The sequence below is a fragment of the Anabaena catenula FACHB-362 genome (genome assembly GCF_014698735.1).
GTDB classification, from domain to species: Bacteria; Cyanobacteriota; Cyanobacteriia; order Cyanobacteriales; family Nostocaceae; genus Anabaena; species Anabaena variabilis_A.
In genome coordinates this window covers 24438-50821 of sequence record NZ_JACJTQ010000040.1, presented here as the reverse complement: position 1 = coordinate 50821, position 26384 = coordinate 24438, and the positions used below count along the sequence as shown (strand labels likewise).

At 38.9% G+C, this 26384-nt stretch carries 25 protein-coding genes, 2 tRNA genes, 1 pseudogene and 1 other annotated feature; of the genes and pseudogenes, 18 read left to right on the top strand and 10 right to left on the bottom strand.

Going from position 1 to position 26384, the window contains the following annotated elements:
- Positions 1-141 precede the first annotated feature (141 nt).
- On the top strand, positions 142-255 hold the full coding sequence (locus tag H6G68_RS27975) for a WCX domain-containing protein (protein ID WP_242045345.1): 114 nt from the start codon (positions 142-144) through the stop codon (positions 253-255).
- A gap of 203 nt (positions 256-458) precedes the next feature.
- Positions 459-842: a hypothetical protein gene (locus H6G68_RS20950; protein WP_190908370.1), complete on the top strand. Its 384-nt coding sequence runs from the start codon at positions 459-461 to the stop codon at positions 840-842.
- A 124-nt stretch (positions 843-966) separates the two neighbouring features.
- Here the strand turns inward: H6G68_RS20950 and H6G68_RS20945 are convergent, their stop codons facing one another.
- The 3 genes from H6G68_RS20945 to H6G68_RS20935 all read right to left on the bottom strand — a co-directional run bounded on the left by H6G68_RS20945 (position 967) and on the right by H6G68_RS20935 (position 7504).
- The gene (locus tag H6G68_RS20945; protein WP_190908369.1) at positions 967-3387 is read right to left on the bottom strand and encodes a hypothetical protein; all 2421 of its coding nucleotides are present in this window, start codon (positions 3385-3387) and stop codon (positions 967-969) included.
- Positions 3388-4412: 1025 nt separating this feature from the next.
- A complete protein-coding gene (locus tag H6G68_RS20940) occupies positions 4413-6014 on the bottom strand; it encodes a helix-turn-helix domain-containing protein (protein ID WP_190908368.1) in 1602 nt (533 codons plus the stop codon).
- Between the two features lie 560 nt (positions 6015-6574).
- The gene (locus H6G68_RS20935; RefSeq protein WP_190908367.1) at positions 6575-7504 is read right to left on the bottom strand and encodes a tyrosine-type recombinase/integrase; all 930 of its coding nucleotides are present in this window, start codon (positions 7502-7504) and stop codon (positions 6575-6577) included.
- A gap of 474 nt (positions 7505-7978) precedes the next feature.
- Here H6G68_RS20935 and H6G68_RS20930 point away from each other — a divergent pair.
- The 7 genes and pseudogenes from H6G68_RS20930 to H6G68_RS20900 all read left to right on the top strand — a co-directional run bounded on the left by H6G68_RS20930 (position 7979) and on the right by H6G68_RS20900 (position 12487).
- A tRNA-Ser gene (locus tag H6G68_RS20930) sits at positions 7979-8052 on the top strand.
- A 115-nt stretch (positions 8053-8167) separates the two neighbouring features.
- On the top strand, positions 8168-8368 hold the full coding sequence (locus tag H6G68_RS20925) for a hypothetical protein (RefSeq protein WP_190908366.1): 201 nt from the start codon (positions 8168-8170) through the stop codon (positions 8366-8368).
- Positions 8369-8836: 468 nt separating this feature from the next.
- The gene (locus H6G68_RS20920) at positions 8837-9562 is read left to right on the top strand and encodes a hypothetical protein (protein WP_190908365.1); all 726 of its coding nucleotides are present in this window, start codon (positions 8837-8839) and stop codon (positions 9560-9562) included.
- 32 nt (positions 9563-9594) lie between these two features.
- Positions 9595-9665: transfer RNA gene (locus H6G68_RS20915), tRNA-Leu, on the top strand.
- Positions 9666-9899: 234 nt separating this feature from the next.
- Positions 9900-9956, top strand: a pseudogene (locus H6G68_RS27930) (SEC-C metal-binding domain-containing protein); the annotation flags it as partial.
- Positions 9957-10229: 273 nt separating this feature from the next.
- On the top strand, positions 10230-11669 hold the full coding sequence (locus H6G68_RS20905; RefSeq protein WP_190908364.1) for a vWA domain-containing protein: 1440 nt from the start codon (positions 10230-10232) through the stop codon (positions 11667-11669).
- Between the two features lie 86 nt (positions 11670-11755).
- Positions 11756-12487, top strand: a complete 732-nt coding sequence (locus H6G68_RS20900; RefSeq protein ID WP_190908363.1) for a hypothetical protein — start codon at positions 11756-11758, stop codon at positions 12485-12487.
- Between the two features lie 41 nt (positions 12488-12528).
- Here H6G68_RS20900 and H6G68_RS20895 read toward each other — a convergent pair whose 3' ends face one another.
- Complete coding sequence (locus tag H6G68_RS20895) at positions 12529-12708, bottom strand: hypothetical protein (protein WP_190908362.1); 180 nt, start codon at positions 12706-12708, stop codon at positions 12529-12531.
- Between the two features lie 161 nt (positions 12709-12869).
- Between H6G68_RS20895 and H6G68_RS20890 the strand changes: the two genes are divergently transcribed.
- From H6G68_RS20890 to H6G68_RS20870, 5 genes are all read left to right on the top strand, one after another.
- On the top strand, positions 12870-13097 hold the full coding sequence (locus H6G68_RS20890) for a type II toxin-antitoxin system HicB family antitoxin (RefSeq protein WP_190908361.1): 228 nt from the start codon (positions 12870-12872) through the stop codon (positions 13095-13097).
- Positions 13090-13314, top strand: coding sequence for a type II toxin-antitoxin system HicA family toxin (locus H6G68_RS20885; RefSeq protein ID WP_190908360.1), 225 nt, complete (start codon positions 13090-13092; stop codon positions 13312-13314). The genes H6G68_RS20890 and H6G68_RS20885 overlap by 8 nt, the downstream gene beginning before the upstream one ends.
- A 160-nt stretch (positions 13315-13474) precedes the next feature.
- Positions 13475-13530, top strand: a sequence feature (23S ribosomal RNA rRNA prediction is too short).
- Positions 13531-13677: 147 nt separating this feature from the next.
- Complete coding sequence (locus H6G68_RS20880; protein WP_190908359.1) at positions 13678-14502, top strand: hypothetical protein; 825 nt, start codon at positions 13678-13680, stop codon at positions 14500-14502.
- Between the two features lie 45 nt (positions 14503-14547).
- Positions 14548-15186, top strand: coding sequence for a HesA/MoeB/ThiF family protein (locus tag H6G68_RS20875; protein ID WP_190908358.1), 639 nt, complete (start codon positions 14548-14550; stop codon positions 15184-15186).
- 111 nt (positions 15187-15297) lie between these two features.
- Entirely contained in the window at positions 15298-16149 is an 852-nt protein-coding gene (locus H6G68_RS20870) for a M90 family metallopeptidase (RefSeq protein ID WP_190908357.1), read from the top strand.
- 14 nt (positions 16150-16163) lie between these two features.
- Here the strand turns inward: H6G68_RS20870 and H6G68_RS20865 are convergent, their stop codons facing one another.
- From H6G68_RS20865 to H6G68_RS20855, 3 genes are all read right to left on the bottom strand, one after another.
- Positions 16164-16982, bottom strand: coding sequence for a peroxiredoxin-like family protein (locus H6G68_RS20865; RefSeq protein WP_190908356.1), 819 nt, complete (start codon positions 16980-16982; stop codon positions 16164-16166).
- A 259-nt stretch (positions 16983-17241) separates the two neighbouring features.
- The gene (locus H6G68_RS20860; protein WP_190908355.1) at positions 17242-19050 is read right to left on the bottom strand and encodes a bifunctional 3'-5' exonuclease/DNA polymerase; all 1809 of its coding nucleotides are present in this window, start codon (positions 19048-19050) and stop codon (positions 17242-17244) included.
- Positions 19051-19268: 218 nt separating this feature from the next.
- The gene (locus tag H6G68_RS20855; RefSeq protein WP_190908354.1) at positions 19269-19988 is read right to left on the bottom strand and encodes a hypothetical protein; all 720 of its coding nucleotides are present in this window, start codon (positions 19986-19988) and stop codon (positions 19269-19271) included.
- 580 nt (positions 19989-20568) lie between these two features.
- Between H6G68_RS20855 and H6G68_RS20850 the strand changes: the two genes are divergently transcribed.
- Positions 20569-21117, top strand: a complete 549-nt coding sequence (locus H6G68_RS20850) for a hypothetical protein (protein WP_206757414.1) — start codon at positions 20569-20571, stop codon at positions 21115-21117.
- 118 nt (positions 21118-21235) lie between these two features.
- Here the strand turns inward: H6G68_RS20850 and H6G68_RS20845 are convergent, their stop codons facing one another.
- Positions 21236-21928, bottom strand: a complete 693-nt coding sequence (locus H6G68_RS20845) for a hypothetical protein (RefSeq protein WP_190908352.1) — start codon at positions 21926-21928, stop codon at positions 21236-21238.
- A gap of 128 nt (positions 21929-22056) precedes the next feature.
- Between H6G68_RS20845 and H6G68_RS20840 the strand changes: the two genes are divergently transcribed.
- From H6G68_RS20840 to H6G68_RS20830, 3 genes are all read left to right on the top strand, one after another.
- On the top strand, positions 22057-22365 hold the full coding sequence (locus H6G68_RS20840; protein ID WP_190908351.1) for a hypothetical protein: 309 nt from the start codon (positions 22057-22059) through the stop codon (positions 22363-22365).
- A 213-nt stretch (positions 22366-22578) separates the two neighbouring features.
- Positions 22579-24495 (top strand): M23 family peptidase, encoded by a 1917-nt coding sequence (locus tag H6G68_RS20835; protein WP_242045344.1) that lies wholly within the window; start codon positions 22579-22581, stop codon positions 24493-24495.
- Between the two features lie 182 nt (positions 24496-24677).
- Positions 24678-25406, top strand: a complete 729-nt coding sequence (locus H6G68_RS20830; RefSeq protein ID WP_190908350.1) for a hypothetical protein — start codon at positions 24678-24680, stop codon at positions 25404-25406.
- A gap of 97 nt (positions 25407-25503) precedes the next feature.
- On the opposite strand, the gene H6G68_RS20825 is transcribed toward H6G68_RS20830, so the two are convergent.
- Entirely contained in the window at positions 25504-25899 is a 396-nt protein-coding gene (locus tag H6G68_RS20825) for a type II toxin-antitoxin system VapC family toxin (protein ID WP_190908349.1), read from the bottom strand.
- An 8-nt stretch (positions 25900-25907) separates the two neighbouring features.
- Positions 25908-26255: a UPF0175 family protein gene (locus tag H6G68_RS20820; protein WP_190562305.1), complete on the bottom strand. Its 348-nt coding sequence runs from the start codon at positions 26253-26255 to the stop codon at positions 25908-25910.
- Positions 26256-26384: the final 129 nt, after the last annotated feature.

Sequence of the window (26384 nt, the reverse complement as noted above, 5' to 3'; positions counted from 1 at the left end):
GGCATCTCTAACGCTTATTTTAGCGTACCAGCCAGCTACCTTTGCATTGGGGCATCTCACTTTTAAAAGCAGTGGCAGTAACACTTTAGCTATTTCCGGAGATGTCTAATATTTCCTAAATGGACATTAGATGATTTTGATTTGTGGAGATGGATTGTTGGGTTTGGTGGAGGTGTGAAGGTAGTAACACCACAGAAATTAGTAGAAAGGATAAAGGAAATAGGTCAAGGAATTGTCGCTAATTATGAAAGTTAAAATATAATTCTTGTTTATGGAAATTGTTAAGTAATGGGACAGGATTAATTACACAAATGATTTTTCTGTTCCCTCCCCACGCAAATAAATTCACGAATCAAACCGGATTCCTATATTTTCGTCATTCGCATCAGATGCCTACAATATTAATATGTCTGTCTAGTAATCTAGGGGGTAACAAACAGTACAAATAGGAGAATATCGTGCCAAATTTTCGAGAACGGATTAAATTAGCAGCAAAGCATTGGCAAGATAATGGCAAAGACGAAGCATATCTGTTTTCTAAAGATTACGACCGTATGCTTGTTTATCTGTGGTGTCATAGTCAGGGGGGGAAAAAAGAAGGGTATAGTGCAGACATAGCAGAGTTTGCAGCAGCTAATAGAAAAGCAATTGGCGATCTTAATTATGAAAAAATGCTGCGTGTTAGAGACTATTGCAATTTTTGTGCTGAAACATACAAATTAGAAAATCTATCAATTTGTATTGATTGTCAAAACGTTTACTGTTATCGCTGTGCAACTAATCATGATGTATGTGCTAACGGAAACTCTCGCTGTGTCTGTGGAGGAGATTTAGTCGGCTAACGGGGTGAAATGAGCAATCCCACACAGAAAGTTACGCTAAGGCTGAAACGATTACTTCTCCAATTCTGATTTCTGCTCTGACTGTCTGTGGCGTTTGAGGCTAGACTGTGCCGATCTCGGCTCACTAACCCCATCTGCCTGAGCGATCGCAAGGATTCGCTGCTGCCCATGCAGTAGCTTCTGCGACTAGCACTTCATGACCCGAATCAAGGTAAAATTGCATTCGGAAGGTCATCTCCAAGTGTAGGCGCTCTTGACCACAAATGAGCCGCCTGGAAATCACTCCGTATTCCCGCACCTTTTTCTGGGCATGAACTACTGCCATTAGCCGCAGTTTTGTCACCCGCTTGAGTTCCTCAATCCTTGAGTCATCATCAGCACTCAAATCATCAATCAAGCCACTTTCCTGCCCATTATTGGCACTGTAGAGTGAATCTTCTGCCGTTTCTTCTACCCCCGGCTTCTTCGGTTCAACTACACCCAGTCCGTCATTACCCGCCATTGATAAGTTTTGATTATCGCTTTTTGGCGACTCGCCGCCGAGCAAAGACAATAATAAATCCTGATAATAAGAAGCTTGATTTAATTGCAACCCAATCGTTGAAACTGTTGTCTCTAATTGATTGTTGGATTGATTTAAATCAGTTTCAGAACCATTAACAGAATTTATAAGTTCCTGATTTTCTAACAGCTGAGTTATTTCTGATTCGTTGTCACTCCTCTCTCTATCCAGATCACAATGCTGATTTTCCTGCCTTTGTTCATTTACCTGTACGGCTTCCAGACCGTAAAGGTCTGTCGCCGCTGGCGGTAAGCATAAAACCTTCATATAAGAAAAGTGTGTGTAATCTCTTTCTGAGTAAGGGTTTTGGGTTTGTTGTTTTTTCCACGTTGGTGTTTCTGAGTCAAAGTGTGTGTAATCTCTTTCTGGGTAAGGGTTTGCGCTATTTTTTGGCTCTGTGCTGTTTCCTAGATTTATGTTTCTACCCAGGATGTTATCTGATGGGTTAATGCTGTTTATTTGATTTCTATTTTGTTGGTTTTTGTTTGTTTCGACGCTTTTATCTGCGGTGCTGTTTTCTGTCCAAGGGTCTGGTATGTACCATTGGGGATGCCATAAGTGCTTATATTTGTATAGTGTGTTTTGACTCAGGGTTTTGTTGTACAGAATTTTGTATTCTGCACTTATTTGTTTGCTTCTTTCAGTTACTATTTCACTTAATCCTGGTTCTATTAGTTCTGTTTCTGTGTTTAATTCTGTTTGTACTGGCAAGGTATTCTGTATTTCTGTACTTCTGTTTTTCTGTATTCTTTGTTGTATTTCTAATGTTTGTACTATACTCATAATACGCTTTTGCGTTTGCTCGCTGCGTTGCTGGTTTGAGCTTTTTGGTTTTTCAAAGGGGAGTAGGTTGTCTTGGTTTTGTTGTTTTTTTATTTCTCTAATATCTGCTATGGCTAGGGCAAAGGTGTTGATGTATGTCAAGAGTGGGCGGTTGGGATAGCTGGCGTAGGGGGTATACCATTGGTGTCTGATTGTGCATTTGACCCAGTCTCTGACTCTGGCTTCGATGCGTTGTTGGTGTTGACAATACTGTGTGTATCCTGGAGCGTTTCTAGCGGTTTCTACGGCGTATTCAATCAGGTTTTCGTCTTGTAGGTCTAAAAAGACGATGCCGTAGCCGACGATGATTTGCAGGAGGATGTTTGTTTGTCCAATTCCTGTCCATCCTGTGGCGATGATTTCTTCCCAGTTACTTTGCCATTCTTCGATTTTGATGCTGGCTTTTTGACGATATTGTTCTTTTGTATGTCGCTTTCTGGCTTTTTTGCAGGCGTATCTGAGTTTGCTTAGGTCTTGACGACGGGCTGCATGATCACAGTGATCAAGAAAGGTGGCTACTGAGTCGCTGATTGGTTGTAGGTCGTCGTCTAGGAGAAATGCGCCGCTATCGGGCTGCATGGGGCAGCGGATGGCGTTGTAGTTGGTGATGCTGTCTTTTCCCCAGGGTTTGGGGTTGGGGAATATTTCTATGTGTCCAGGACGGATGTTGAAGCCTGTATCTTTGAGGGTTTGTTCTAGGGCGCAGGCTAGGTTAAAGGTGGGTATTTTGGCGGTAAAAGGGATGATGAGGTGGTAGCCGCCGCTATAACTTGATTGGATGGGTACTAGGCTGATTATGCCTATGTCTTCTAGGGCGGCTTTGATGGTTTGATAGGCTGCTAGGTTATGGTAGTCGCTGCCTGTGTCTATGTCTATTGTGGCGTAACGGGTATATGAACTAAAGCGGATGCCTATTAGTTTGTCGCTGTTTTGATGGTCTTTCCACAGTTGGGAGGGCTGGAGGTAATGGTCTATTGTTCTCCAAGCTGGTTTGCTCAGGAAGTTGTTGGCTGGGGCAACTATGGCGCTCCAAGGATGCCAAAAATATGTGACGTACCGTTTCCCTATTTCTGAGGCTGGTTGGTGGGGTTCTATTCTGGTTAGGGAATTTTTCCGGCGTTTTGATTTACGGTTTTGTTCGGGTTTGTTTGGTAGATACATGACTGGCTTGCCTCGATGTTTTGTGTTTGTTCATCGGGTAGCCGCTAGTTGGCATTTAACCTTTGTGGATGTAAAAAGCTGTTTTTGCCTTGAATGGTCTGAAAAGCCTGATTTTTGTTGCTGTTAGCAATTTACAGCTATTTTCAGGTAAATGAACCACATTTTTTCTCAGGCTCCAGGCGCAAAGCCAGAAGGAAATAGAGAAACAAGAGTGTAGTGCAAATACATGAATTCTGCTGTCATCAGAAATTCCCAGAAGTCTTTCATATAAGGGGTTAAGAGCCATTCGCAGATTTTTACTATCTTGGTTTAATGCCTGGTTGTTGGTAAACAGGCAACTCATGGTCTAGAATTGAGATCAAAGATTTTTTGTGAGGAGTTGGATAGCTCCCCGGTTGTTGAGACGACTGGAAATCGTCTTGCGGTCTTTGGTGATCTAATTCTGGCCTCTTGAGTCTTTCAATTCTAGACTTGTGACTGGCCTGTTACCACAACCAAGCAACTAGCGGGCTACCCAGCTTTTTTTTTGGCTTTGTAACATTCCCATGACAAAGACTGATTGATTGAATAAACCCAACAGTTCTATTTTTAAATCCATACACAAAATTCCTTAGTAAATGCAGTCTTTTTGTTGTCACCCTCTGAAACTGCCACGGACGCTGCTAAATCCCCCATATTTCACATCAAAAAGGGGATTTTTCCAGTCAGAGACAGTCGCATAAGTAAATATTTATAGATTATGCCACATTGGCAAGAACAGTGGTTGAAAACGGATCTATCTTCTCCGCAGAAAAAAACCCTTATTTAGCAATGGTTCTAGCCCCAGTTTGTTACGGGATACTAGAGTTTTTGTTACAGGATACTATAATTTTTGTTCTAACGCTCAAAGCCATATACAATAAGGATTATAAGCCTATTTTTCCAACTTTTTTCTCCAGAACAAAATTTTGTTCTGGAACCAAAATAGAACAAAAAATAGTACAGCGATCCTCAATCCCAACTAGCCGCTTAAAGCTGTAGGTAGTTCATATTTTGATATCTAATAGGATACGGATATAGGCGGATTGTTGCGGACTTAGTGGGCGATCGCCTCGTTCAACTAATGAGATAAACTTTTGGGATACATTCAATAAACTAGCTAATTTAGTCTGTGGCCAGCCTTTAGCAATCCGCGCTTCTCTCACTTGGCTGCCAGTCAATTTAATATCTTCTGGCGTTGTCTCCTTGGTTTTGGGCTGTAATCGTTCTACTTTTGGCTTAACCTTGGATGCTATTAGCTCAGGAATAGGATGTGGAGGTTTGATGGTCAGCTTGGCATCCAGTAATTTTTGAAAGTAGCCTTTAGGCTGTTTCTGTGTATACTCTGGTCTGAGCGATTCAGGGTATGTTTTTGGGTCAAATACAATTTGCCAATTCAGCTTGTTGAGCAAGTGCTGTAAAGCATTATCCCAGCGTTCCTTCAGCCTGAAAGCTTTCAAGCGATCGCATAAAGCTTTATCTAGTTCTGTTTTGGGCAAAGCAATTTCTATTAGCTCCTGTACCCTATAGTTACCATCAAGACGAACCCGGCTATCCAATGTCAAATATATAGCCAACCTTAATGTGAGTTCTTCGTGATAAGGATCAATTTCTAAGACTTGTTGAGCTAAGTAGCCAAACTGATATAAAGCTGACCGCGATTCTGCTCCCGCTCGGTTTAAAAAGTATTTAGTCCAAGCACCTGGTTGAACAATGATCTGCACTTCATCAGGCTCTTCTATCTTCCCAGATAAATTTACCTGACCATAGGGGACAATCGTGATGTTCCACATCCGACCAACAGGTGTACTAGCATTTATACCACCTTTTCTATTTCTCCCTTCTATCCATACTGTTTTAACTAACAAACAATCCAATGCAAACGCGGTTTTTGCTATTTCTAGAAGTTTTTGATGTTTGGGTAAATCAGTGCGCTTATCCCAGCCTATTTTTTCAATTAACTCACTACCTTTAATCGTAAATAAGCTGTCCCAAGGTTTCTCCTGCTCCATTGTATAAGCAGCAAATATTAAGTGTAATTTAACACTATTAAACCCAAATTTATCAATAATCTGTTGGGCTTCATTCCAAGGAAGTAATGTGACATCACCGGGGGTACTAATATAATGCTCAATATAATTTTGGGGATTACCTTTAGCTCTGTGTTGCGCCACTGCTATCCCCTCTTCATTTTTTTGCCATGACTCTTGTTTTTTAATTTGAGAATTAATACTTGAAAGCATAAGTGCTGCTGTAGGAATCGCCTCAAATGGCTGTGATTTAAATAATGAATTTTGTTGGCTGTCTCTATAGCCTTGAAGATTGTGATTTATTATATTATAGTAATTTTGGATGGTATTTTCATCAACTTTATATTTTGCGGAAAGTATTGAAGATATCGTACTATATAATACTTCATTAAAGATGGCTTCAAATAATTCAGAATTATCTGATGTTTCAGTTGCAGATAATGTCGGATTAGATAGAAAATACTGATTTAATTTATCACGGATAACTTGTTTAATATTATCTTGAATTTCCAGTAAAATAGGCGGACTAAGTTTCTCTAGATCATGAGAACTAGGAAGTTTCGATTCATCTTGATTCATAACATTAGACGGGGAAGTAAGCTTTATCAAATATCGTTGGGAGAAAATTGCACCAATTTTTCTGCTTTTTTTGATTATCAGTAGTACTAAATACCAAAGATAGCTCGGTCAAAGTTTAAGTAGGTTGGCGTTGAAAATTGTCGTTATGGGAAGGCACTCATGCAAGAGGGAAGAGACTTTCAGGGATTTTACCTTTTCGTACTTGCTACTCTTCGAGAAGCCGCTTCGCGTCTACGGTTTTTTCGAGCCGACTTACTTAGTATAATTTAAAGTGAGATAGATCAGGAAATTACAGCAGTTCTCGATTGTATGAGAAAACCGAAATTCTGACTTTAAAATCATTGCGAAAAAATTTTGTATCTCACTCAACTGCACACCGTTATATCAAAATAAACGGTTGAATTTAAAACAGGGTTTCAAAAATATAGGAATCATGTTTGATTTGTGTCTATCCCCAACGGAAGCATAACAGCTTAACGCCATGCAAGCTAGAGCCAAAGTGGACTGAGTTCTGCACTTAAAAAATTGCGTACACCCGAATCTACCAATCTTCTTGCCTATTAAATATCCATTAATTTCAAAGCACTACTATCATTTGGTCTAGCCTTAAGATACCTGTCAGTGATAGCTAAATTGCTATGACCTAAAGTATCCTTAATCAGCGCCGGGTTTACCCCCCTTTCTGCTGCGTGTGAACCATGAGCATGGCGCAACCAGTGACAACTGACTTTATCACTCAAACCTGCTGCGGCTGCCACCACCTTGATAATTGGATGGAGATTCTGGCGTTCTAGATGTCCCCCCTTCTGACTAGAAAACACAGCATCTGTAGCCAAGGCATCCCCTTTAAATTCCATCAGTTCTGTCCACAACTTTGATTTCAGCAAAATAGTGCGCGACGTGTTACCTTTACCCTGTCGCACATATACTTGCCCACTATCACCTCTAGCGTGAAGTTCCGCCCAAGTTAACTGGCAAAGCTCATGAGAGCGCAAGCCTGCCTGATACAACAATTTCACAATTAACAGATTGCGTCGAGCGATCGCTTGCCGTTTAGCAGTTTTAGCATCACCCACCATCGCTGCTGCCGCCCGTACCATCAACTTAATATCAGCCTCATCTAAATAGCGTTCATTAATCGCATCGGGTATTTCTCCCAATTTCAAAGCCATCCCCACATTGAAGGGCAAATAACCAATTTTGTGAGCAAAACTAATCAAACTTTTCACCGCTGCCAGATAAATGCGCCTAGTGCTGGCAGATTGTGTGGAAAACTGGGTGCTGTACTCCACCAAATCCTCATAAGTAATGTGGCGCAAAGGTTTCCTCAAAAACCGCAAGAAATGCTTAACGTAACGCTGATAGGCACGCACCGACGACTCCGCCTTACCATCCAACCACAAAGTAATCAACTTCATTTCAGCTTGAGCCGGGGATAGTTCCGAGATGGCCTGGCGATATTGAGAAACGTGGACGAGTGAGAGAGGCATAATTTCTACACTATGATCAATAAGACATAACCCATGTTAAGTCTGGTTTTGTGTTGTCTGATTTTTATTGTCACCCTTAATGGGTATTCCAGATCCATCTGTCTGATTTATTAATTTGTGTAAAGTGCTGACTTACTTATGTGGTTTATTAGTTAATTGTTAAATAAAAGACATTTTAACCTCTTCAACTTCCCCACCTGGCTACGCTGTAGCTTGCTTCTTTGAAGGAGTAGATGAGATGGAGTATCTCGCAAAAAACAAGATGAATGTTACGTAATTCATAGTGCAGTTCTCTAACTTTCCCAAAAATTTGTAGTATGCTCTTGACATCGAGTAGTATTTATATTACAAATGTAATATCAACAAAAACGCCTCCCCAAGAGGCAAAACAAAAACCACGCAATCATGCTTTTATTGGGTCTGTAGCTCTAATGGTAGAGTTCCTGGATTCACTTGTGTCCTGACAGAAAAAGCTTACATACTTGCTCAATTGGTAGAGCGATCATCTTGAAAATGATAGGTTGCAGGTTCAAGTCCTGCGGTGTAATCACAGCTTTTTCAACTTACACGAGGTGTGAGTGCAACTCTCACAGGGAGGGTATCGGTTCAATCCCGATCAGATCCATAAATAACAATTTGTAATTAAAAAAAGAGGTGATGACAATGGTTCATATTCGATTTGAGGGACGTTCTGTTGATGTTACAGAAACACAACTGGGAATTACAGCAGGGATGAATGATGTGGCAGTAAAGGAACAGGTTGCTCGACATTTAGATGTGAAAAGAGATCGCCTTTCTGCTTACATAATTGATCGTCGTCCCAGTGGTGATTTAATCATCCGTCCTGAAGCTGTTTATGGTTAAAGTATTTAGTATTCCGCGCCCTGACAGAAGAAACATACATACACATTCATAACGGTTCTAAGGTAGCAAAATTCGAGCAATCGAGCAAGCGAAGCATGATTACTAAATCTCTCGCAGATTTAGCGTGCGTGTCCACTGCCAATATTTGGTAAGAACGACCGTAGCTGTAAAAAGTTTCTTGAACTTGCACGGATTCATTTAAAATTCTGCGCCCCAATTTGTAAAGCCTACACACCATCCGGCAACGGATATGCAGGTACAATTCCTGTCGCTTCCACTAATGGGAGCGTAGCCAAATTGGTATAGGCAATTGTGAAAACCGCTTTGCTGACTTGTGCGGAATTCTCATTATTTAAATTGTATTTAACTGAATCACGTATATGGAGGTAAATCCGATGATGTTCGCTAAATCATTTGCAATCAAAAACCAATCGTTACAACTGCATTTGTATTTAAACAACGTGAGATATGAGCGAACATCGTTTGAGCGAAATTGTGATTGAGCGTCCTCGTGGTGGTAGAAGAATCAGTCTGAAAAAAGTGACTGGCTTTAAAAAACAATTACACAAAATCACCGAGGAAGCAACTGAGGATGGATTATTCAATCCCTACCTGATTAAACCAACAAATAAATCCAAATATCTTTCAGATCATCTGGGACCTTTGCGTCGGTTTTTGCGCTCAAAAGTTGGACAGCCGTGGAACGACATTTACAGCGAACTGTGTCAAAGATTAGATCCCAGCACAATGGCAGGACAGCACGTGATTGGTCATCTGTGGGACTACGTTGAACGCCATGTAGAAATCATTGATGGTCAGGTTTATAGCAAGTCTTACCGCTGGAATCGAGTTCGGTTAGATGGGAGTTACGATAACCGTTTTTACATCCATCCTGAAACCGGAATTCTTTGTGCAGTTAAGAAAGTAAACCGACAGCAGAATCAACAACCAGAACAAACCGATATTGTCATCATTGACAATTATCATCAATATCAAAAAATAAACGATATTTGGTATTTAATTACCTTTGCAGATTTTCCCCCGTTAACTGATTATGTAACGGATGTGATCCAAGGTGAAATCCATCGTTCTGCTGCAACTTTTAGAGGTAAAAAAAGAATTTATGCTGTCAAAAAACAGCAATGTAGCAAGAAAGAAATTCGATTGATTTTCAATCAACTTGCTAAAACTTAGAATTTTCACTTCGTACCCTAACTGAGAAAGCTTACATACTAGCCGAATTGGAACAGGCACTTGATTTAGGCTCAAGCAATTACGGGTTCAAATCCCGTGTGTGAATCAACAGCTTTTTTAACTTGTACGAGGTGATTTTATTTATTTCCACATGGAGGTGAGAATGATGAATAAGATTAAATCTTTTAACATCAAACTGAAGCAAGAACCTGAATATTTTTGCTTTTGAACCATCTAGCAAACGTCGTTATGGCTACCCGTCTGAAAAAGCCGTTAAACGTGGCGTAGGCATCGCTTTGTTCATGGCGATAAGGAACTACAAGAAAAGCTTGGTAACAATGACCTTTGTCCTTGTGGTTCTGGTTACAGCTTTCAAAAAGTGCTGTCGAGATAGCGGCAGATATGACGGTAGTTTACGCAGTTACTACTTTTAGAGAGTAGTACCAGCAATTTCGATACATCAAAACTGGCAGTTGTTGCCGCGCCCTCATCGTGGAAGCTTACATAACTCTGCAATAGTTAAACCCAATGCTTCCACAACTTGCGCGGTGACTCTATCACCCCGCGTGCAACACTGCCTCCGGCAATTTTGGATTTTAGATTTTGGGTTTTCGATTGCAATCCAAAATCGCAAATCCGCAATCCAAAATTCTTAGAGGAGGTTCCCATGAATACCAATACCGCAGAACGTGACTTGCGTTTAGAAATGCTCAACAGTTTGCTGACTACCCCTCACCGCAAACTTGAGCAAGTCGCAGAAATTCATAAATTAATTGTTGAACTTGATCCTATATTTTACGGACATCTAGCTGTTTGGTATCAGCGTTATGGTGATGTTCGTGACCATAAAGAAGTATTTCTCGCTCATTTGCTCACTAGCAATTTGACTGAACACCGGGATGCTGGATTTGTGATGCTGCAAGAGTTTCCACCCTATCAGGTGGCTCGTGTGGTGGATTTTATGAAGCAGCAACAAAATAAGTTGCCTCGTTCGGCTAGAACTGCGGTGCGGTTGTATCTGAAGACACGGGAGAGTAATCCGGCTTTATTTGAGCGCGCTGCTTTGCGGGGTCGTAAGGCAATGAAACACCTGTATGCTTCCCTGCACATCAAGCCCAATGAACGAGCGAATGCAATTTTGTTTCGCAATACTCCGCCAACGGGTTCTTTAGCAGATGTGTTAAAGCAGCTTGCTAAGGCAGAAAAAGCGGCAGAACAGGCACGGTTGATTGTGGAGTTCAAAATTCCTTATGCGATCGCTATTGGTGCTATTAAACAACTCACACCTGTTGTATTGGTGGCGTTAATCAACAGTATGAGTCCTCAAGAAGTGATCAATAACCTCAAGTCTCTCCAAGCTAGAGGGGCAATGGATCACCCAGAAGTCAAGAAGTTGATTGACTCCAAGCTAGAGGAAGCGTCTAAAAGTGGGCGTGTCTCAGCCTTCAAAGCCCAGGTTGCCGCAGATACGGCAGATTTTGACGCAGACACCGTTGCTCGGTTGGACAAGGTTACTAATGAGCAGGTAAAGCGACGGGGGACAATTGCTCGTCCCACTGCCCTACTGGTGGATAAGTCTGGCTCAATGGAGAATGCGATCGCTGTTGGTAAGCAACTCGCTGCTTTAATTTCTGGTATCACTCAGGCAGAACTGTTTGTCTATGCCTTTGACACGATTCCCTATCCTGTTACAGCAAAGGGTAAGGAGTTGACTGACTGGGAACGTGCTTTCCAGTACATCAATGCAGGTGGTGGTACTAGTATCGGTTGTGCATTGGAAGCAATGCGGAAGAAGAAGCAGGTTGTTGACCAGATTATTGTGGTGACGGATGAAGGTGAAAATGCTACTCCTTACTTCGGTGAGGTTTACAAGAGCTATTGCCGGGAGTTGGGGGTAATGCCGAATGTGGTGATTGTCCGTGTGGGTAGTCATTACAACTGGGTGGAAACTCAATTGAAGCAGCAACAAGCACCTGTAGATACCTTCACTTTCGCCGGTGACTACTACAGTTTGCCGAACCTTGTCCCACTCCTAACGCGCCCTTCTCGTCTGGATTTGCTGATGGAGATTTTGGATATGCCTTTGCCTGTCAGGGTGGATAAGTAGAATGTAAAATGGGTGCGTTATGTTTATACTTGACGCACTCAATCTCCTGAGAGAAAATATTCAAACGAATTGAGGCGATTTTTTATATGAGAATCTCTAGAACTATAGATGAATTAGTATTTAAAGTTCAAATATATAACATTCCATTGCTACCAATAGAACAACCACTAACTTTTCTTGATCTTAAAGATGCTATCCAAACTTCAGAAGATATTCTTTATCACTTACACGTTGAGGAATACACAAGCTATCAAGATTTTAAATATAAAGAAGCGATAAAAGAATTCGGTATTTCTTCGGATGGTGTTATCAATTATGAAAATTTAACTTTAGTACCTGATGCTTTGCTATGGGTTCATCAATTTAGGTCAACTTTTTTATCAAGATTTAGTACGTACACAATGACTATATGCGGTTTAGATAAAATGCTTGAAAAAACTTATATAAAATTTTTAGAAGCTCTTAAAAATACTCAATACAACAACCTGATTCCAAATGAGCCGGAAGAAAGCCTGAATAAACGTCTAAAAGAAATAAAGCATTACACTAAGCTAAGGAATAAAGTATTTGCACATACCTCATACGCTATTCCACAAAACGACTCGGAAGAATTACAGTCAGCTTCACTAGCATTTTATTCAGGTCGTAGCATGAGATATGCCGAAGATCACGTCTATATGCAGATTGGTTTTCCTTTGATAAAAACGAATGATCAAATAGAACTAAGAATATTTAAAGATTTTAGTGATACAATAATTCCGCACTACAATGAATGGGCAACTATGTTTACAGAAATTTTAGTAAAATTACCCACATGAAATAGGTCATAAAGTTCTATGATACTAATCCAGTATCAAAATTATAAAGGAAGACCAGAGCTAATAATTTCTTGTCGAATTTGTCTTAATTTTTTACCTAACTTAGAGCCAGATTTTATCTCCTGCTTTTGGCGTTCAAGTGAATCAATAAATGCTAAAACTTTTTCTTGTTCGTCTGCATTTAAAGCTTGCCATTTATCCAGCATTTGTTCGGTGGTCATATTAGCTATCACTCCGATTACCAAGAATACGAATACATTTACAGCGAAAAAATATTTATGGGGGTATTACAATATTAACTCTCCTTAATGAAGTAATTGGGCGCTACCCCATAAATTACCCTAAAATTAAATAACTTGCCCACTGCAAAAAAGAAAGCACTATGAAACGAATTCAGCAATTTACTGCAATTATTGAGCGTGAAGATGACGGTTATGTATCTTTATGTCCAGAATTAGACATTGCCAGTCAGGGGAATTCGGTAGAGGAGGCAAAAAATAATTTGCTGGAAGCGTTGCAACTATTCTTTGAAGTAGCAGATCCTTCAGAAATAGAGAATCGCTTACATACAGAAGTTTTCGTGACCCAATTGGAGGTAGCAATTGGGTAAACTGAGAGTTTTATCAGGTCGAGAAGTTTGCCAAATTCTTTCAACAGAAGGCTTTGTGGAAGTACGGCAACGTGGTAGCCATATTATCATGCAACTTAAAACTGAAGAAACAACCGTTACCGTACCTGTACCTAACTATGCAGAATTAAAGATTGGAACATTGCAATCCATTATTCGCCAATCAGGATTGCCTCGTTATCTTTTTGAGGTTGTCTAATATCCAAAAATATATTCTGGAAAATAGCAAATTTTTGTTGTATTATAAATGTAATATATTTCTTGCGTGACCTAACTCGTGTGAGCCTACATACTAGTACGAGAGGAAAAGTAACACTGTCAAATGCAGTGGGCGTGTGTGAACGGGGAGTGCGAAGAACCTGGGAAGTAGGCTTGAAAGCAGCCATCTTTTAAAGAGTGTGTAACAACTCACCAGCGGAGTCCCTCTAGTAACTGAGAACACGCAATGCTCCACCAACTTGCACGCAGGAAATAATTAAATTAATTCGTAATTAAAAAAGTTAGATTTTATGCTGATTTCTAGATTGCATCTGTAGCTGATTTTGAATAATTGGTATTAGTTATGACTAACATATTTAACCTAATCAACCAAATAGCTAATGCAGAAGCACAGTTGTCTGAAACTCAATTCCTTGCGCCCTGTGTCAAAGGTGGACGAGTCCGCACAAGGGTAGCCGGGATGGTTTACACTTTCACACCAAAGCCCAGTAAATTCGTCGGTTGGGGCATCTTTCAGGCTGTGGATGAAAAGACAGCAAAGCTGGTAGAAGAGGCAGATTTACCCCAAATTGCCGAATACCTGCAAAACTTTCCTCAAATCCGACTGCGTTTAGCACACCAACTGCAAAAACAAACTTGGTTAGCATACCCTGTGAATGAAGCAGATATGCGTCAACGGTTGAAGGTAGTTAAGCCGATCGCATTACATTTAGTAACTGAGGGTGTTGTATTTGAGCAAATCATAGCTCGTTGGGATGGTCAATCCTGCTGGTTTGAGGAAGTTGATCGCCGTACTGATCCAGAAATTGTGGATACTCTGCAATCTGCTGTGAAAAAATTTACCCCGACACAGGAATTGCAGTTCAAAGGCATTACTCCAGAAATCCGCACAGTGTATGAATTAACAAGTCAAAGAATTGAGGGTTTTACTCAACCCCAACAGGATGAAAGACGATTGAGAAAGGCGTTACAAATGGGGGGTGGTACTTTAACTCAATTCCATGATCGCGGTGATTATTGGACTGTTGATTGGACTACTGCGGATGGTATTCGTCATAGTAGTGCGATCGCTAAATCTGATTTGACTGTTGTTAGTTCTGGTATTTGTCTGAGTGGACGCGATCGTGATTTTGACCTGCAATCCTTAGTAGGTGTCATGGAACGCTAAGAGTAATAACAGTGTGTCTCAATTAGCAATTAGCAATTACCCATTATGAGTATCTTTTTCCATGAACAGCTTTACCGCAGCAATGCTGTGATGACAAAGTTAAAGGATTATCCGATCACAATTTGTGGAGCAGGAGCATTAGGCGCTAACATTGTTGAAAACTTAGCTCGCTCCGGTTTTGATAAACTGACTGTCATTGATTGCGATCGCATTGAGGAACGTAATCTTTCCACCCAACCCTACTATCGTGCTGATGTGGGAGCATTTAAGGCGAAGATTTTAGCCAACAATTTATATCGAGCAATTGGCACTAAAGTTGATGCTAAAACAAAGGAGTTGACACCAGCAAATACTAATCAATTACTTCAAGATAGCCAGTTAATCATTGATGCTTTTGACAACAGTGTGGCACGTCAAGCAGTGAAAGATTATGCTGATCAAAAATCTGTTCCTTGTCTTCATGCTGGTTTATCATCTGACTATGCAGAAGTGATTTGGAATAATGTTTATCGTGTTCCTTCTGATGTGAATGATGATGTTTGTGATTATCCCCTAGCACGAAATCTAGTGATGTTAACGGTTGCTGTGGCCTGTGAGGCAATTATCTCATTCATTGCTACAGCAGAACAGCGTAACTTTACTATTACCCTCAAGGATTTGACTGTGAAATCTTGCTTTGAGTGAGTTGCCATAGCTTGAGTGATAGTGTACAAAGCGATATATTAATGACTCTGGGAATGGGTGAAACGTGAGATTTTGATCAGAAATTAATGATTTGATACATGATTTTTTTAAATGATTCAAACAATAATTGTTTTATTCGTGATTGGGCTAATTATCACGGTAATTTTAGCCAATCCCATCCTCATTAAAAGGAGAAGAAACCGTCTCAAACGTCGCCCTTTTCCTCCCCTTTGGAATGCCGTTATTGAGAATAATCTTCCTATATATCTCTATCTTTCTGCTGATGAAAGAAGGCGACTTCAAGGACATATTCAAGTGTTTTTAACCGAAAAGCAATTTATTGGCTGTAAAGGATTACAGGTAACAGAAGAAATGAAACTGATCATTGCTGCTGTTGCCTGTTTACTTCTACTCAATGAACGAGGAGAATACTTCCCCAGACTGCGTTCAATTCTGGTTTATCCCAGTGCGTATGTTGTTAAGGAAACGGCTGCTATTAGCAATTATGTTGTTGAGGAAAGGCGTGTCGCTAGACTAGGGGAATCATGGACAAAAGACCAGGTAATATTGTCTTGGGAACAGATAAAGCACGATACTTTTAATTGGCAAGATGGACATAATGTTGTCCTGCATGAATTTGCCCATCAATTAGATCAAGAGGATGGCAAGGCTGAAGGTGTGCCGATTTTACAACGCAACTCTGACTATCCGATTTGGGCTAAAGTGATGAGTGAAGCATATCAACAACTTTGTAACGATGTTCTCCAAGGAGTCAATAATGTCATAGATAGTTATGGTGCAACAAATCCCGCAGAATTTTTTGCTGTAGCGACTGAAACTTTCTTTGAAAAACCACACCAATTGTTATTTCATGATCCGGCAGTTTATCAGCAACTACAACTTTACTATGATTTAGATCCTGTGCAGTGGAATTATCATTCTTCTGTCAATTTTGGCAAATAAGAAAGCGATATAGTTTACGCACAGTTGTCTGTTTCAATTATAGTTCGCGCACAGTTGTCTGTTTCAATTAAGGATAAAAATGATAGGGGTTGGCTCATATTAGCAGCAAAGCCGAGAATTCCTGGATCTCGATGTTCGTAAAGTAACTGACCTTTGCTATCAAACAAAAAAGTGCCACCGCGCTGAGTTAAGTAGGCAGAATTCGGTACATAAGTCTGCCAATTTCTGAGAACTTCCACCATATTCCGTAGCCGCAGAGTAGCTAACTCAAAGGGGCGTTGAAAGCCACTGCCGCCGGCTAATTGAAAAAACGAGCCTTGGAAAGCAGGCAGAGGAGTACCTTGAATGATTTCATCATCCCCAATGAGTTGAGGGGCTTTGCGGTCGCCCTTGTATCCCCGAAAAACTTCCGCCAGCGTTCCCGGACTACCAATCCCTGCACACATCAAAATTAGATTTAGCCAAGCTTTCCCAGACTCAGCAAGCCCAGGGAGAGAAATATTCAGACCAGAATAGAGATTGAGTTGGCGATGTAATTCTCCATTCGGTTCGACAAATAAATTTTCCGGCGGAAATCCTGTATATTCACAGAATTTTTTTCCAGAAGCGAGATTACCAATTCCCACCGCACGAATAGCGAGTTTTTTATCTGTCAAGTTTTTAGCTTCGCGCTGTAACCACCACGCATATTCAAGACTATCAAAATCTCCAAGTTGTGGCCAAACTAAAATAAGGATATGTGAGGCAGTCTCGCAGTTTTCTAGCAAGGGTCGGCTCATGCCATCACTAACACGTTGATATTTGTTCTGATTAAGGATAGCGTAGGGGTTCATTGCAAGAGATTAACTGCTATTTAGCTCTTAAATTCTAGCCCAATTGATCTGAATTCACGTTGATTTTATTTCATCAGTAACTCAGGGCTGAAGCCACTGAGCTTGCAAGAAGACGCGCTCGTTTCTCAATTATAGCAACCGGGCGGTTAGCACAAAATATAGGCTTGTTATTGCCGTATAGGTGGGAATCCATGTCCTAATCGTTATAGCTACTGCTATACCACGTATTTTTATGACAATTCTTGTCTAAGTTCCCTAGTTACCAGCTATCACCTACCGTAATATCTACTACCACAGGCACAGGGTTGAGAAACTTAAGAGCCGCAGCAACCATACATCTGTGTAGCATTTTGCTCACTCGTTCCACCTCATTCTCTGGACATTCCAGGACAATTTCATCATGGACAACGCAGATCAACTTTGCATTAGTCCTAGTTAACGGTTTAATCAGCTTCACCATCGCCAACTTATTAATATCTGCATTCAAACCCTGCACAGGATGATTAAGCATTTCCGCTAACCTGGGTTTATCTGCCCATCTCCGTCTTCTCCCAGCTAAAGTCCGACTTTCTTTAATACCCCGCAAATATGCCTGCTTAATCGTTTCATGCCACTTAGTCACACCAGAATAAGCATCAAAAAACCTGCTTCTAAAAGCCTTAGCTTCATCCAGTGTCATTGTCACACCATACTTAGTTTCAGCATAGATGCGAAGTTTGGCAGCCCCCATACCGTAAATCAGCCCAAAATTAATCGCTTTAGCCAGTCTGCGGTCTTCCTCACTGACCTCCATGATCCGCTTACCAGTTACCAAAGCTGCCGTGAGTTTGTGCAAATCAGCACCTTGACGGTAGGCTTGGCGCATCTTAGCATCACCAGAGAGACGAGCTACTATTCTTAACTCGATTTGCGAATAATCTGCTGCTAAAATTTGGTAGCCAGGTGCAGCAATAAAGCAATTTCTCGCCGCCGCATGACGGGGAATGGTTTGTAATGGTGGGTGACGACAGGAAAATCTTCCAGACCTTGCGCCTAGTTGATAGTAATTGGGGTGAATTCTCCCAGTTTTGGGGTGAATGTGTTTAGGTAAACTATCAGTAAAAGTGGCAGTAATTTTGGCAAGGTGGCGATAGTCTAAAAGAGCCTTAATAATAGGATATTGAGCTACTAAAGGCACTAAATCTTTTTGATTAGTTGATTGCACAGGAATACCCATAGCTTGAAAAGCAGCTAAAACTTGTTGGGAAGAATTAGGATTAACAGTATCAGTCAATTCTGGTAACAGAGATAATTGAGATTTACCCACCAAACGCAATTGTTTAAGTTGTTGAAGTGCATGAACTTTATCAGTTTCTAACTTTGCACCCAACTTATACCATTGAGACAAATCAAACAACATTCCATTGAGTTCCATTTGAGCAACAACAGGCATACAATGAAATTCAAGTTGGGCAATTTTTAGCAATTTTGCCTGTTTTAATTTCTTGACTAAAATCGGGTAAATGTCAAGTAAAATAGCAGCATCTAGAGCAGCATATTGTAATTGTTCTGGAGTCAGAGGTTGATTCCAATTGCTAGTTTGTAACGTTTTATCTATTTGGATACGTAATAGCTTACGAGTGACATTTTCTAAAGATGCACTGGTTTTAATGCCAGCATTTAAAACTTGGTAAGCCAGTTGAATATCAAAGAAACGTCCAGCAATTTGCAGTCCAGCTTGATTGAGAAATTGCCATTCAAATTTGGCATTATGAGCAATTTTCAAAGCGGAATTACAGAAGAGTTTGTTAAGTAGTAAACGACTAATTTTAGTGCGTTTCTCCCCAGTATTATGTTCCACATTATTGCGTTTATAAATAGCTGGTAAATCAATTATAACAACCGGATAATTAGGTGCAGCTATTTGAATTAATCGAATTGTATCAGTTAAAGGATCTAGTCCTGTAGTTTCACAATCTAAAGCTAGAACTTTTGCTTTAAACAAAGGTTTGATAACACTTTTGAGAGTTGGAATATCTTTGACTACAGTGTAGTTAGGGTATTCAGGGGATTTTGGGGAATAGTTCATAAAGTTTATTGATTTGGTTTTTTAGATATGAATATTAAGTAGGTAGGCGTTAAAAAGTGTTGTTATGACAAGGCAAGATGAAAGAGACTTTCAGAGATTTTAATTTTTGTACTTGGTTTAGTTTTTGATTTGACTTACTTAATTGACATTTATTTGATAAAAAAAGAGAGATTTCATATATCAATCTCTCTTTTATTTGTTGTATTGGGTTAATTTAATTAACCAACTTGACGCTGAGGCTTACCTTTCTGTAAAATATGATAAGGTTGGATATTTTCGTCAGAATCATGAATTGCATTAGGGGCTAATTCTTGAATAATTGGTTTAACAATTTCTGGTGCAATTTCTAAACGATTTTTGATTTGTGCTTGTAACCAAGCTAAAGGAACGTTTTTACCATTGACTTTCTGTTTGATAATTAAGTCAGATTTGGGGTTTGTAGATTTTTTAATGGCACTGGCAATTTTTCTGGCTGTGCGTAAATCAATTTTCTCTATGTCAACAGCAATTGAATTGTTGACTTCAAATTCTGGTTGTAAAGAAGTGCTATCATTTGATTGATTGCCATTGTCATTTTTTAAAATGGTAGAAATACTAAATGTGTTTTCAACCGTGGTTAAATCATCATACTTATGGATATTTGATTGATTACAATTGTTATGTTCAAAATTTGCAGAACTATTAACAACAGAATTATCATTAGCAGATGGATGACAATTTTCTTGTTCAACATTAAGATTGCTATTTGTGGTATCAATAGGTTCAATATTTGATTGCTCAGATGTTTTGTGAGTGGTACAATATTCGACGTTAAAAGCAACTTGATGCCATAAATGCACTAATCCCACCATAAAATCAATAAGCATGACAATGATAGAGAATGCTGTAATTACCAAGATGAGATAATTTAAACTTTCTTGAACTGATTGAATATTCATGGTAACTAAATTGAGATTTGATTATCAAAAACAATGAAGCAATAGCTTCCATTGCACTCTCTTTTATTAAAATGAGGTGAAACATTAAATCTTCATCATGTGTATGTTGATGAGATTGTCCAACGATATATTTGTATATTTGCAAAATGGGATAGGTTGTAAATTTCTATTAAGTCTATGAAGCAAACTTACCGAACTCTTGATATAGGTCGGTTTCCAGAACAATTTACACTTAATGTGGGTTTAAAAATGGAAAGCCGTTTTATGTTCTCGATGGTTGCAGTTCACTAAATATAGGCGTAAACTGCATGAAAGTTATGAGGACAATCGCAGGAAGTTTTCTTGGCTAATATTAATCATATTGAAAGTGTTTCAGTCCTATTTAATCGGTATCGTATTTTTGACAATTAGTGATAAAATCTTAGAGAAACTTTGCCAAATTAAGACCTTCCAGAAATTTTGCCAATTTGGCGAATATCACCCATATATCAGTGTTACTTTACAAGGTACTGAGCCTATAACCAAGATACGTGAATATTAAGATACTTGGAATCGCACTAATATAATCATGGGAATTAACATGAAACCAAGATTTACTTTCAGCATAATAGGCTGTACATTGCTCGCACTATTAACGCCTAACGTAGTCATTGCTCAAACTACTGATTATGGAACAACACGTAGACCACACACTTGTCCATCACGAACAGAACCAAAAATAGGCGCACCTAGCGTTGAACAGGCAAAGAAGTATTTTCTCTGCGATCATGAATGGTTGAGAGGAACTGAAGGTGAAAAAGATAGCTCTGTGTGGCTGATCAACGACCTCACTATTCAGGTGTCTCCGGTTTCCCGTCGATTTACAGAAAATGACCTTCCGTTCAACTGGGCAAATGGGAGAAGAAGTTTAGGAATGAATCCCGATAAACCTGTCTACGATATCCGAGGTAGTTTCACCAGCTATCAATGCTACATTGCTAAATGGGCAAAAGTTGGAAAAAACTGCGATGTTAATTATTTCTCAGATAGTAGTGGCATCTGTTTTCTAGATACTTTTGGAGGATGGCACTGCCGTATGATAGGTGGTCTAGTTAAAACCGATAAAAATGTGCCACCGCCTGCAAATTAATGCGCTTACCCCATCAATTGCAGCCTCCAAAATTCATGGGGGTTAACACATTGTCATACCTTACAAATGTATCCTCAGCTTAAAACTTCTGATTTTAGACTGAGGATTTTTAGTAACTTTAAAACAAGTCCATTTGTACAGATGAATTCGAGGAAGATTCAGGAGGAGTATTTTCAATTGAGTCTAATTTAGACTTAGCATTAACACGACGTTTACCCCATCCTTGCTGTGCTGCGTGTTTAACTATGCTGCGGCGAATTGACTGACTAATATCATGAAAATCATTCTTTACCTGCTGAAAATGAATGATGGATTTATTGCTAGTATCACTCGTAGTACCATTAATAAATTCATAAAAACTCTGGCAGTCTTTTGGTAATTTGTTGTATTTAGTTAAAACTTCATTGCCTACCCAAAGATAAAGATCAGCGTAATCTCGATGTAAAGGTGCTTCGTAAGTTGCAGGCATCATGTAAGTCAGAACTTCTGTAGCTGTGGCATACTTACCAACTTGATTTTGTTCATACTCATTGCAAATTAGTTCTAACCTGTCTTGAATACAGGCAAACTTCAGCCATTGAGGAATTGTATCACTCCAAGAATTTCCATGAATAACCAATGGACCTGCCAGATAGCGAATATGGTGTATAGAAAATTCAGCTATTTCTAATAGAGTTGCTAACAATTCTTTAGGCGTATTTAAACTAGCGATAATTTGCAGCATTGTCAATGTATTATCTGGCAGTTTAGCATTTTTACGATTATTGAAGTCTGCCATTACTTCGGGTGGAATCAAGTTGATTTGTTCCATTTGTCTTCTCGATATGAGCGCATCACTAAAAATAGCCAATAGGCTAATACATAATTAGCCAATAGGTTATTGCTGTTACTCAACTCTTTTTTTATGCTGGTACTGGTATTGTTTTTCAGGTCATACCAATGAATCAAGAACCCGCATTAAATCAAAACTTTGAAGATGAAAATAATCGTCAGGTTAATTCTGCCAACGGTTATCAATCACCGGGTTATAGCATTGAGGAATCGAATTCTGACGATGAAAATAATCCCTGGACAACAGACAGATTTGAAGATGGTTATCAAGAGAATATTTTTGAAATCAACTTTGGCGATACACCCTATACTGAATCAGCCGCTAATCCCAATCCTAAATTACCAGGATATGCCTCTGGTTCAGGTTATAAATCTAAGAAAAGTCAGCATTCAACATCCCCAGAATTAGAGTTATAAATCATATCTTCACTGATACATATAACTCAGAGGTAAAACAAACACAGTCTCAATACTATTCGGTTAAACTTTTTTTGAGCATTATAGACAACGATATTTCAAGGGGTTTAGTCTACTTTATTTCCTTAACCAATTCGTATTGAATCCAGCCTTGATTCAAGAAAATACTTGACTGATTGGGGTGTAGTTGTCGTCATTTTAAAACCTGGAATTATGAACCATTTGAAAAGATGGATATTTTTGCTCATTGTCATAAGTTTTATTATCTACAGTGTGACTGTGCAAGCTGCAAACAGTACATTTGATAATGGTAATCTACCAACTCGAATTATAGAAGTTGCCAATGGTCAATCTCGATTACCTGCTAACAAACTTTTGTTGCCAGACTGGAATCAAATTTCTCTTAGTCAACTACCAGGTATCAGTCAATCAGGGGGAATTGATGGTAGTCCTTACAGTCAAACATTAGGTTATGATTTGAGTCGGACTTGGACTGTGGGAATGACTCCTGATGAATATTTGAAGTTGGGAGATATCAGTGAAGCATTGCAAGCCGAGAAGTTTTCTTTGCAAGCTATTGGAAATATCACATCTATTGATTTAAACAAGATTACTTTGAGTGAATTTCCTTTAATTGCAGAACAAACATTGAGTCATTTAGCTAAAGTTGTTCCTCAATTAGCTCAAACACTAATGAAAGATATTCAACCTGTTGCGGCTTTACTGAAAACTCAAGGAATTGAAGCATCGAATTCAACATTAGCTCAGGTGTTGACACAATATGAAGTTGGGAACATGAAGCTGGGAGAAATCGATTTGTCAAAGTTTTCGCTGACTTCAATTCCGAATTTAGAAACATTACCAATTCAAGATTTAAGCAATTGGATGAATAGCTTTATCAAAAATATTCCTGGACTAGGACAAGTACCTTTAGGATTGATGCCCAATCCTATCAGTGAAATTGGTAATTTAGTCATGCGGATAGATGCAGTTTATGGAATAGCAGAAAATCGCCGTAACAATACAATTTCTGGTTCAGATGTGCAAGGTTTTTCTGTCCCCTGTACTCAAAAAGACTGTGCTTACGTAGAATTGGATAATTTGGAAAATGTAGGTGCAAGCGATCGCTCATCTTTAGAAGGTAAGCAATGGATATCCGGTAAATACCAGGAGGTTGAGGGAGGTTGGGGCATACTCAAAGCAGTTAACAACGGACGAGAACCAACCGGACGTTTACCCTTTGGTAAAGCGTTTAAAGTTGTGGTCATGGAAACAGATGAAACCACAGATACAGTAGATACGGCTTTATACTTTCGGTTCTGCGCTTGGAAGATGGGTTGCTCACCTTATTTTATCGGTCCGATTCCTTTTTTCAGCTATCAGGTGAATGCTTTGATGTTTGTAGGCAATTTGGACAGTGGGAATGAGCAGAGTATAAATACTACTTCTACACCAACAGGTGCGAAAAGAGAAGCAAGAAGTAATCCCAATCAAAATAGCACAACAAGTCAAGTTAATCCTTGCACATTTACCAGTATTAATCGTTCAATCACAGGTCAATCTTTTTCTGGTGTTAATTTGCAAATGTTGGGAAATGCAATTGCTGAAATTGAAAGTTCTGGTAGTGGAGATTATCAAGCAGTTGGTGTGTATACCTGTGCAGATAACGGATTAAATTGTGGTCGTGGACTGGGACGGTATCAATTTATGAGTTATAACCCCTATGCAGTAAATTTGATAGCTGGTAAACCCGGAGGAGAAGAGTTTCTTAATCAGGTAAGACAAGGTTATCAACCTACTGAATCTGAACTATTTGAGTTTTTTCCTCCGGCGGATCAGGATAAGGCATTTATGGCTGATATTGCTAACAAAATTCAAGTAACTCAAGGCGAAATTGACCCTATTACTGGACAATTATTTACTGGTGAACGGTTGATTGAACGAGTAGCACAAAAGCATTTTGGTGGTGATAATAGCAAAGTTGATGCAAATAGTTCTGATGCTTTTGGTCGTCTTAGTCTTCAAGATTATGGCAGAACTGTTTTAGCGTTATATAGCAATAATAACAGCGATAATGGAACTTTGACTTGTATTCCTAGTTTAACTTCTAGATACATAAATGATAATTAAAACATTGGTAATTATATCAACACAAATACTCCAGCTTTTTATGTCTCTCCTAAACAATTTTGTAATGGTGTAAAATTATGATTTTATAACCAACTTGTCTATCTATATTTGTAAGCTGTTAGCGTAGCCATTTACTGATGGCTGAATACTTACAGTACTTTTGCACTGAGTGAGGTGTTTTTATGACTAATTTATCTAGCAAATTTATATCTTCAGAACCAAACACAAAGCAAAAACCTGATAATAATTTGCATTCACGAAAGCAATTTGAACAAGCAATAGCAGAAAGAGAAGTTGTTTCTTTATCAGCATCTTCTCCTCAGTCTCAACCACTGAAAACAACAGCATATCAATTACCACAACCTTCTATGAGAATACGTTACGGAGTGCATTGGTTTCGCATTGGTTTTAGTATCTTTTTGTTGCTTTCTATGATTTTGAGTTTGGTAGGGTGTAGCTTGAATGCTGCAACTGTGAATTGGAAAAAAGCAGTTGATGTTGTTTCTACTCCTGTTTTAGAACAAGTGATTAGAGACAATACAGAATTAAATACCAAAGTTGCTGTTGAAAATATACTGGTTTGGGATGTGGGAGTAAAAGATGGAAATTTCAAACTTTTTAATTTTAATACTCCAGAAGTTTGTGGCGTTTTGGGTTGTCTGTATGCTGGTTATTGGTTCAAACCAAATCAACCAATTACACAGGTATTTTTGAGTTATCTAAATCCCAATTTACCACCAGGAAAGCAATTATTAGCAATAGGAGAAACACGAAATCAGTCTTTACCCTGTATTAAGGTATTGCAAACAGAAAACCAGCAGTTACGGCAATTAAATTACTGTTTTAATGGTAATCGTTATCAAGTCGCTGATAGTCAACTTTTAGCAAATATAAATAAATCAGCCAAATAACTGTTTTTATTATTCACTAACCCATATTCAGCACTTCAGCCAGTAGTATTATTAAACTACATTTCAAGAAAATCTCAAATTATAAAAATCTTTGGGATTAAGTGAAAGGGTTAAGAAGGGGGATAGCACAACTATCAAAATCACGAATATTGCGCGTGACTAGAGTTAGTTGATATATTTGGGCTGTAGCTGCAATCAGCATATCAGCTTGAGTAACTGTTTTACCGCTTAACCTTTGTTGACCTCGTAATTCACCACAAAGTTTAGCAATCTCAGAGGTAATAGGTAAGATTTGGCAATCATTTTTAATAAAGTTATCAAACCAATTTTGAATTCTTAGATTAGGTTTTGATTTTAACCCATAATGTATTTCTTCTAAAGTAATTACACTAATATTTATCGAAGACAAATTATTTACCCATGTTAAAACACCAGGATTAGGCTGAGGTCGCACTAATTCGCTAATGATATTAGTATCACATAAGAAAGTCATTGCAGGTATTAAAAAAACGAATTAGGACGGTCTTGACGAGAGGGAATTTCTAAGGAATAATCTTCTTCAATACAGATTTGTTGGAGTTGCTTAATATCATCAGCTAACATCTTTGTTTGTTGAGCTTGTCCTAGATTTTCTTGGGTATAATTTAGAGATACCTGAGATTGGTTTAAAAAAACTTGAGTTTTTGAAAGTGAATCAAATTTTAGTAACTCTTGAATTTGTCCAGCAGTCATAATACCGCTCCGATAAGCTTCTATTGCTAAAGTTTCTAATATTTTTTGGGGTAAGTCTTGCCAGTTTTGTTGTAGTTGGTTGCCAATATCTTCGGGAATCTCGATAGTGATTTGCATAATTATATTTTTTCCCTCTCATCAGGATTAAACAGATATATCAGTTAGGACATTGTATTTGAATTCAAAGAAAACAGGGTACAGATAATAAATAGAAAAATGTCCTAACAATTTTATCTATTGCTATAC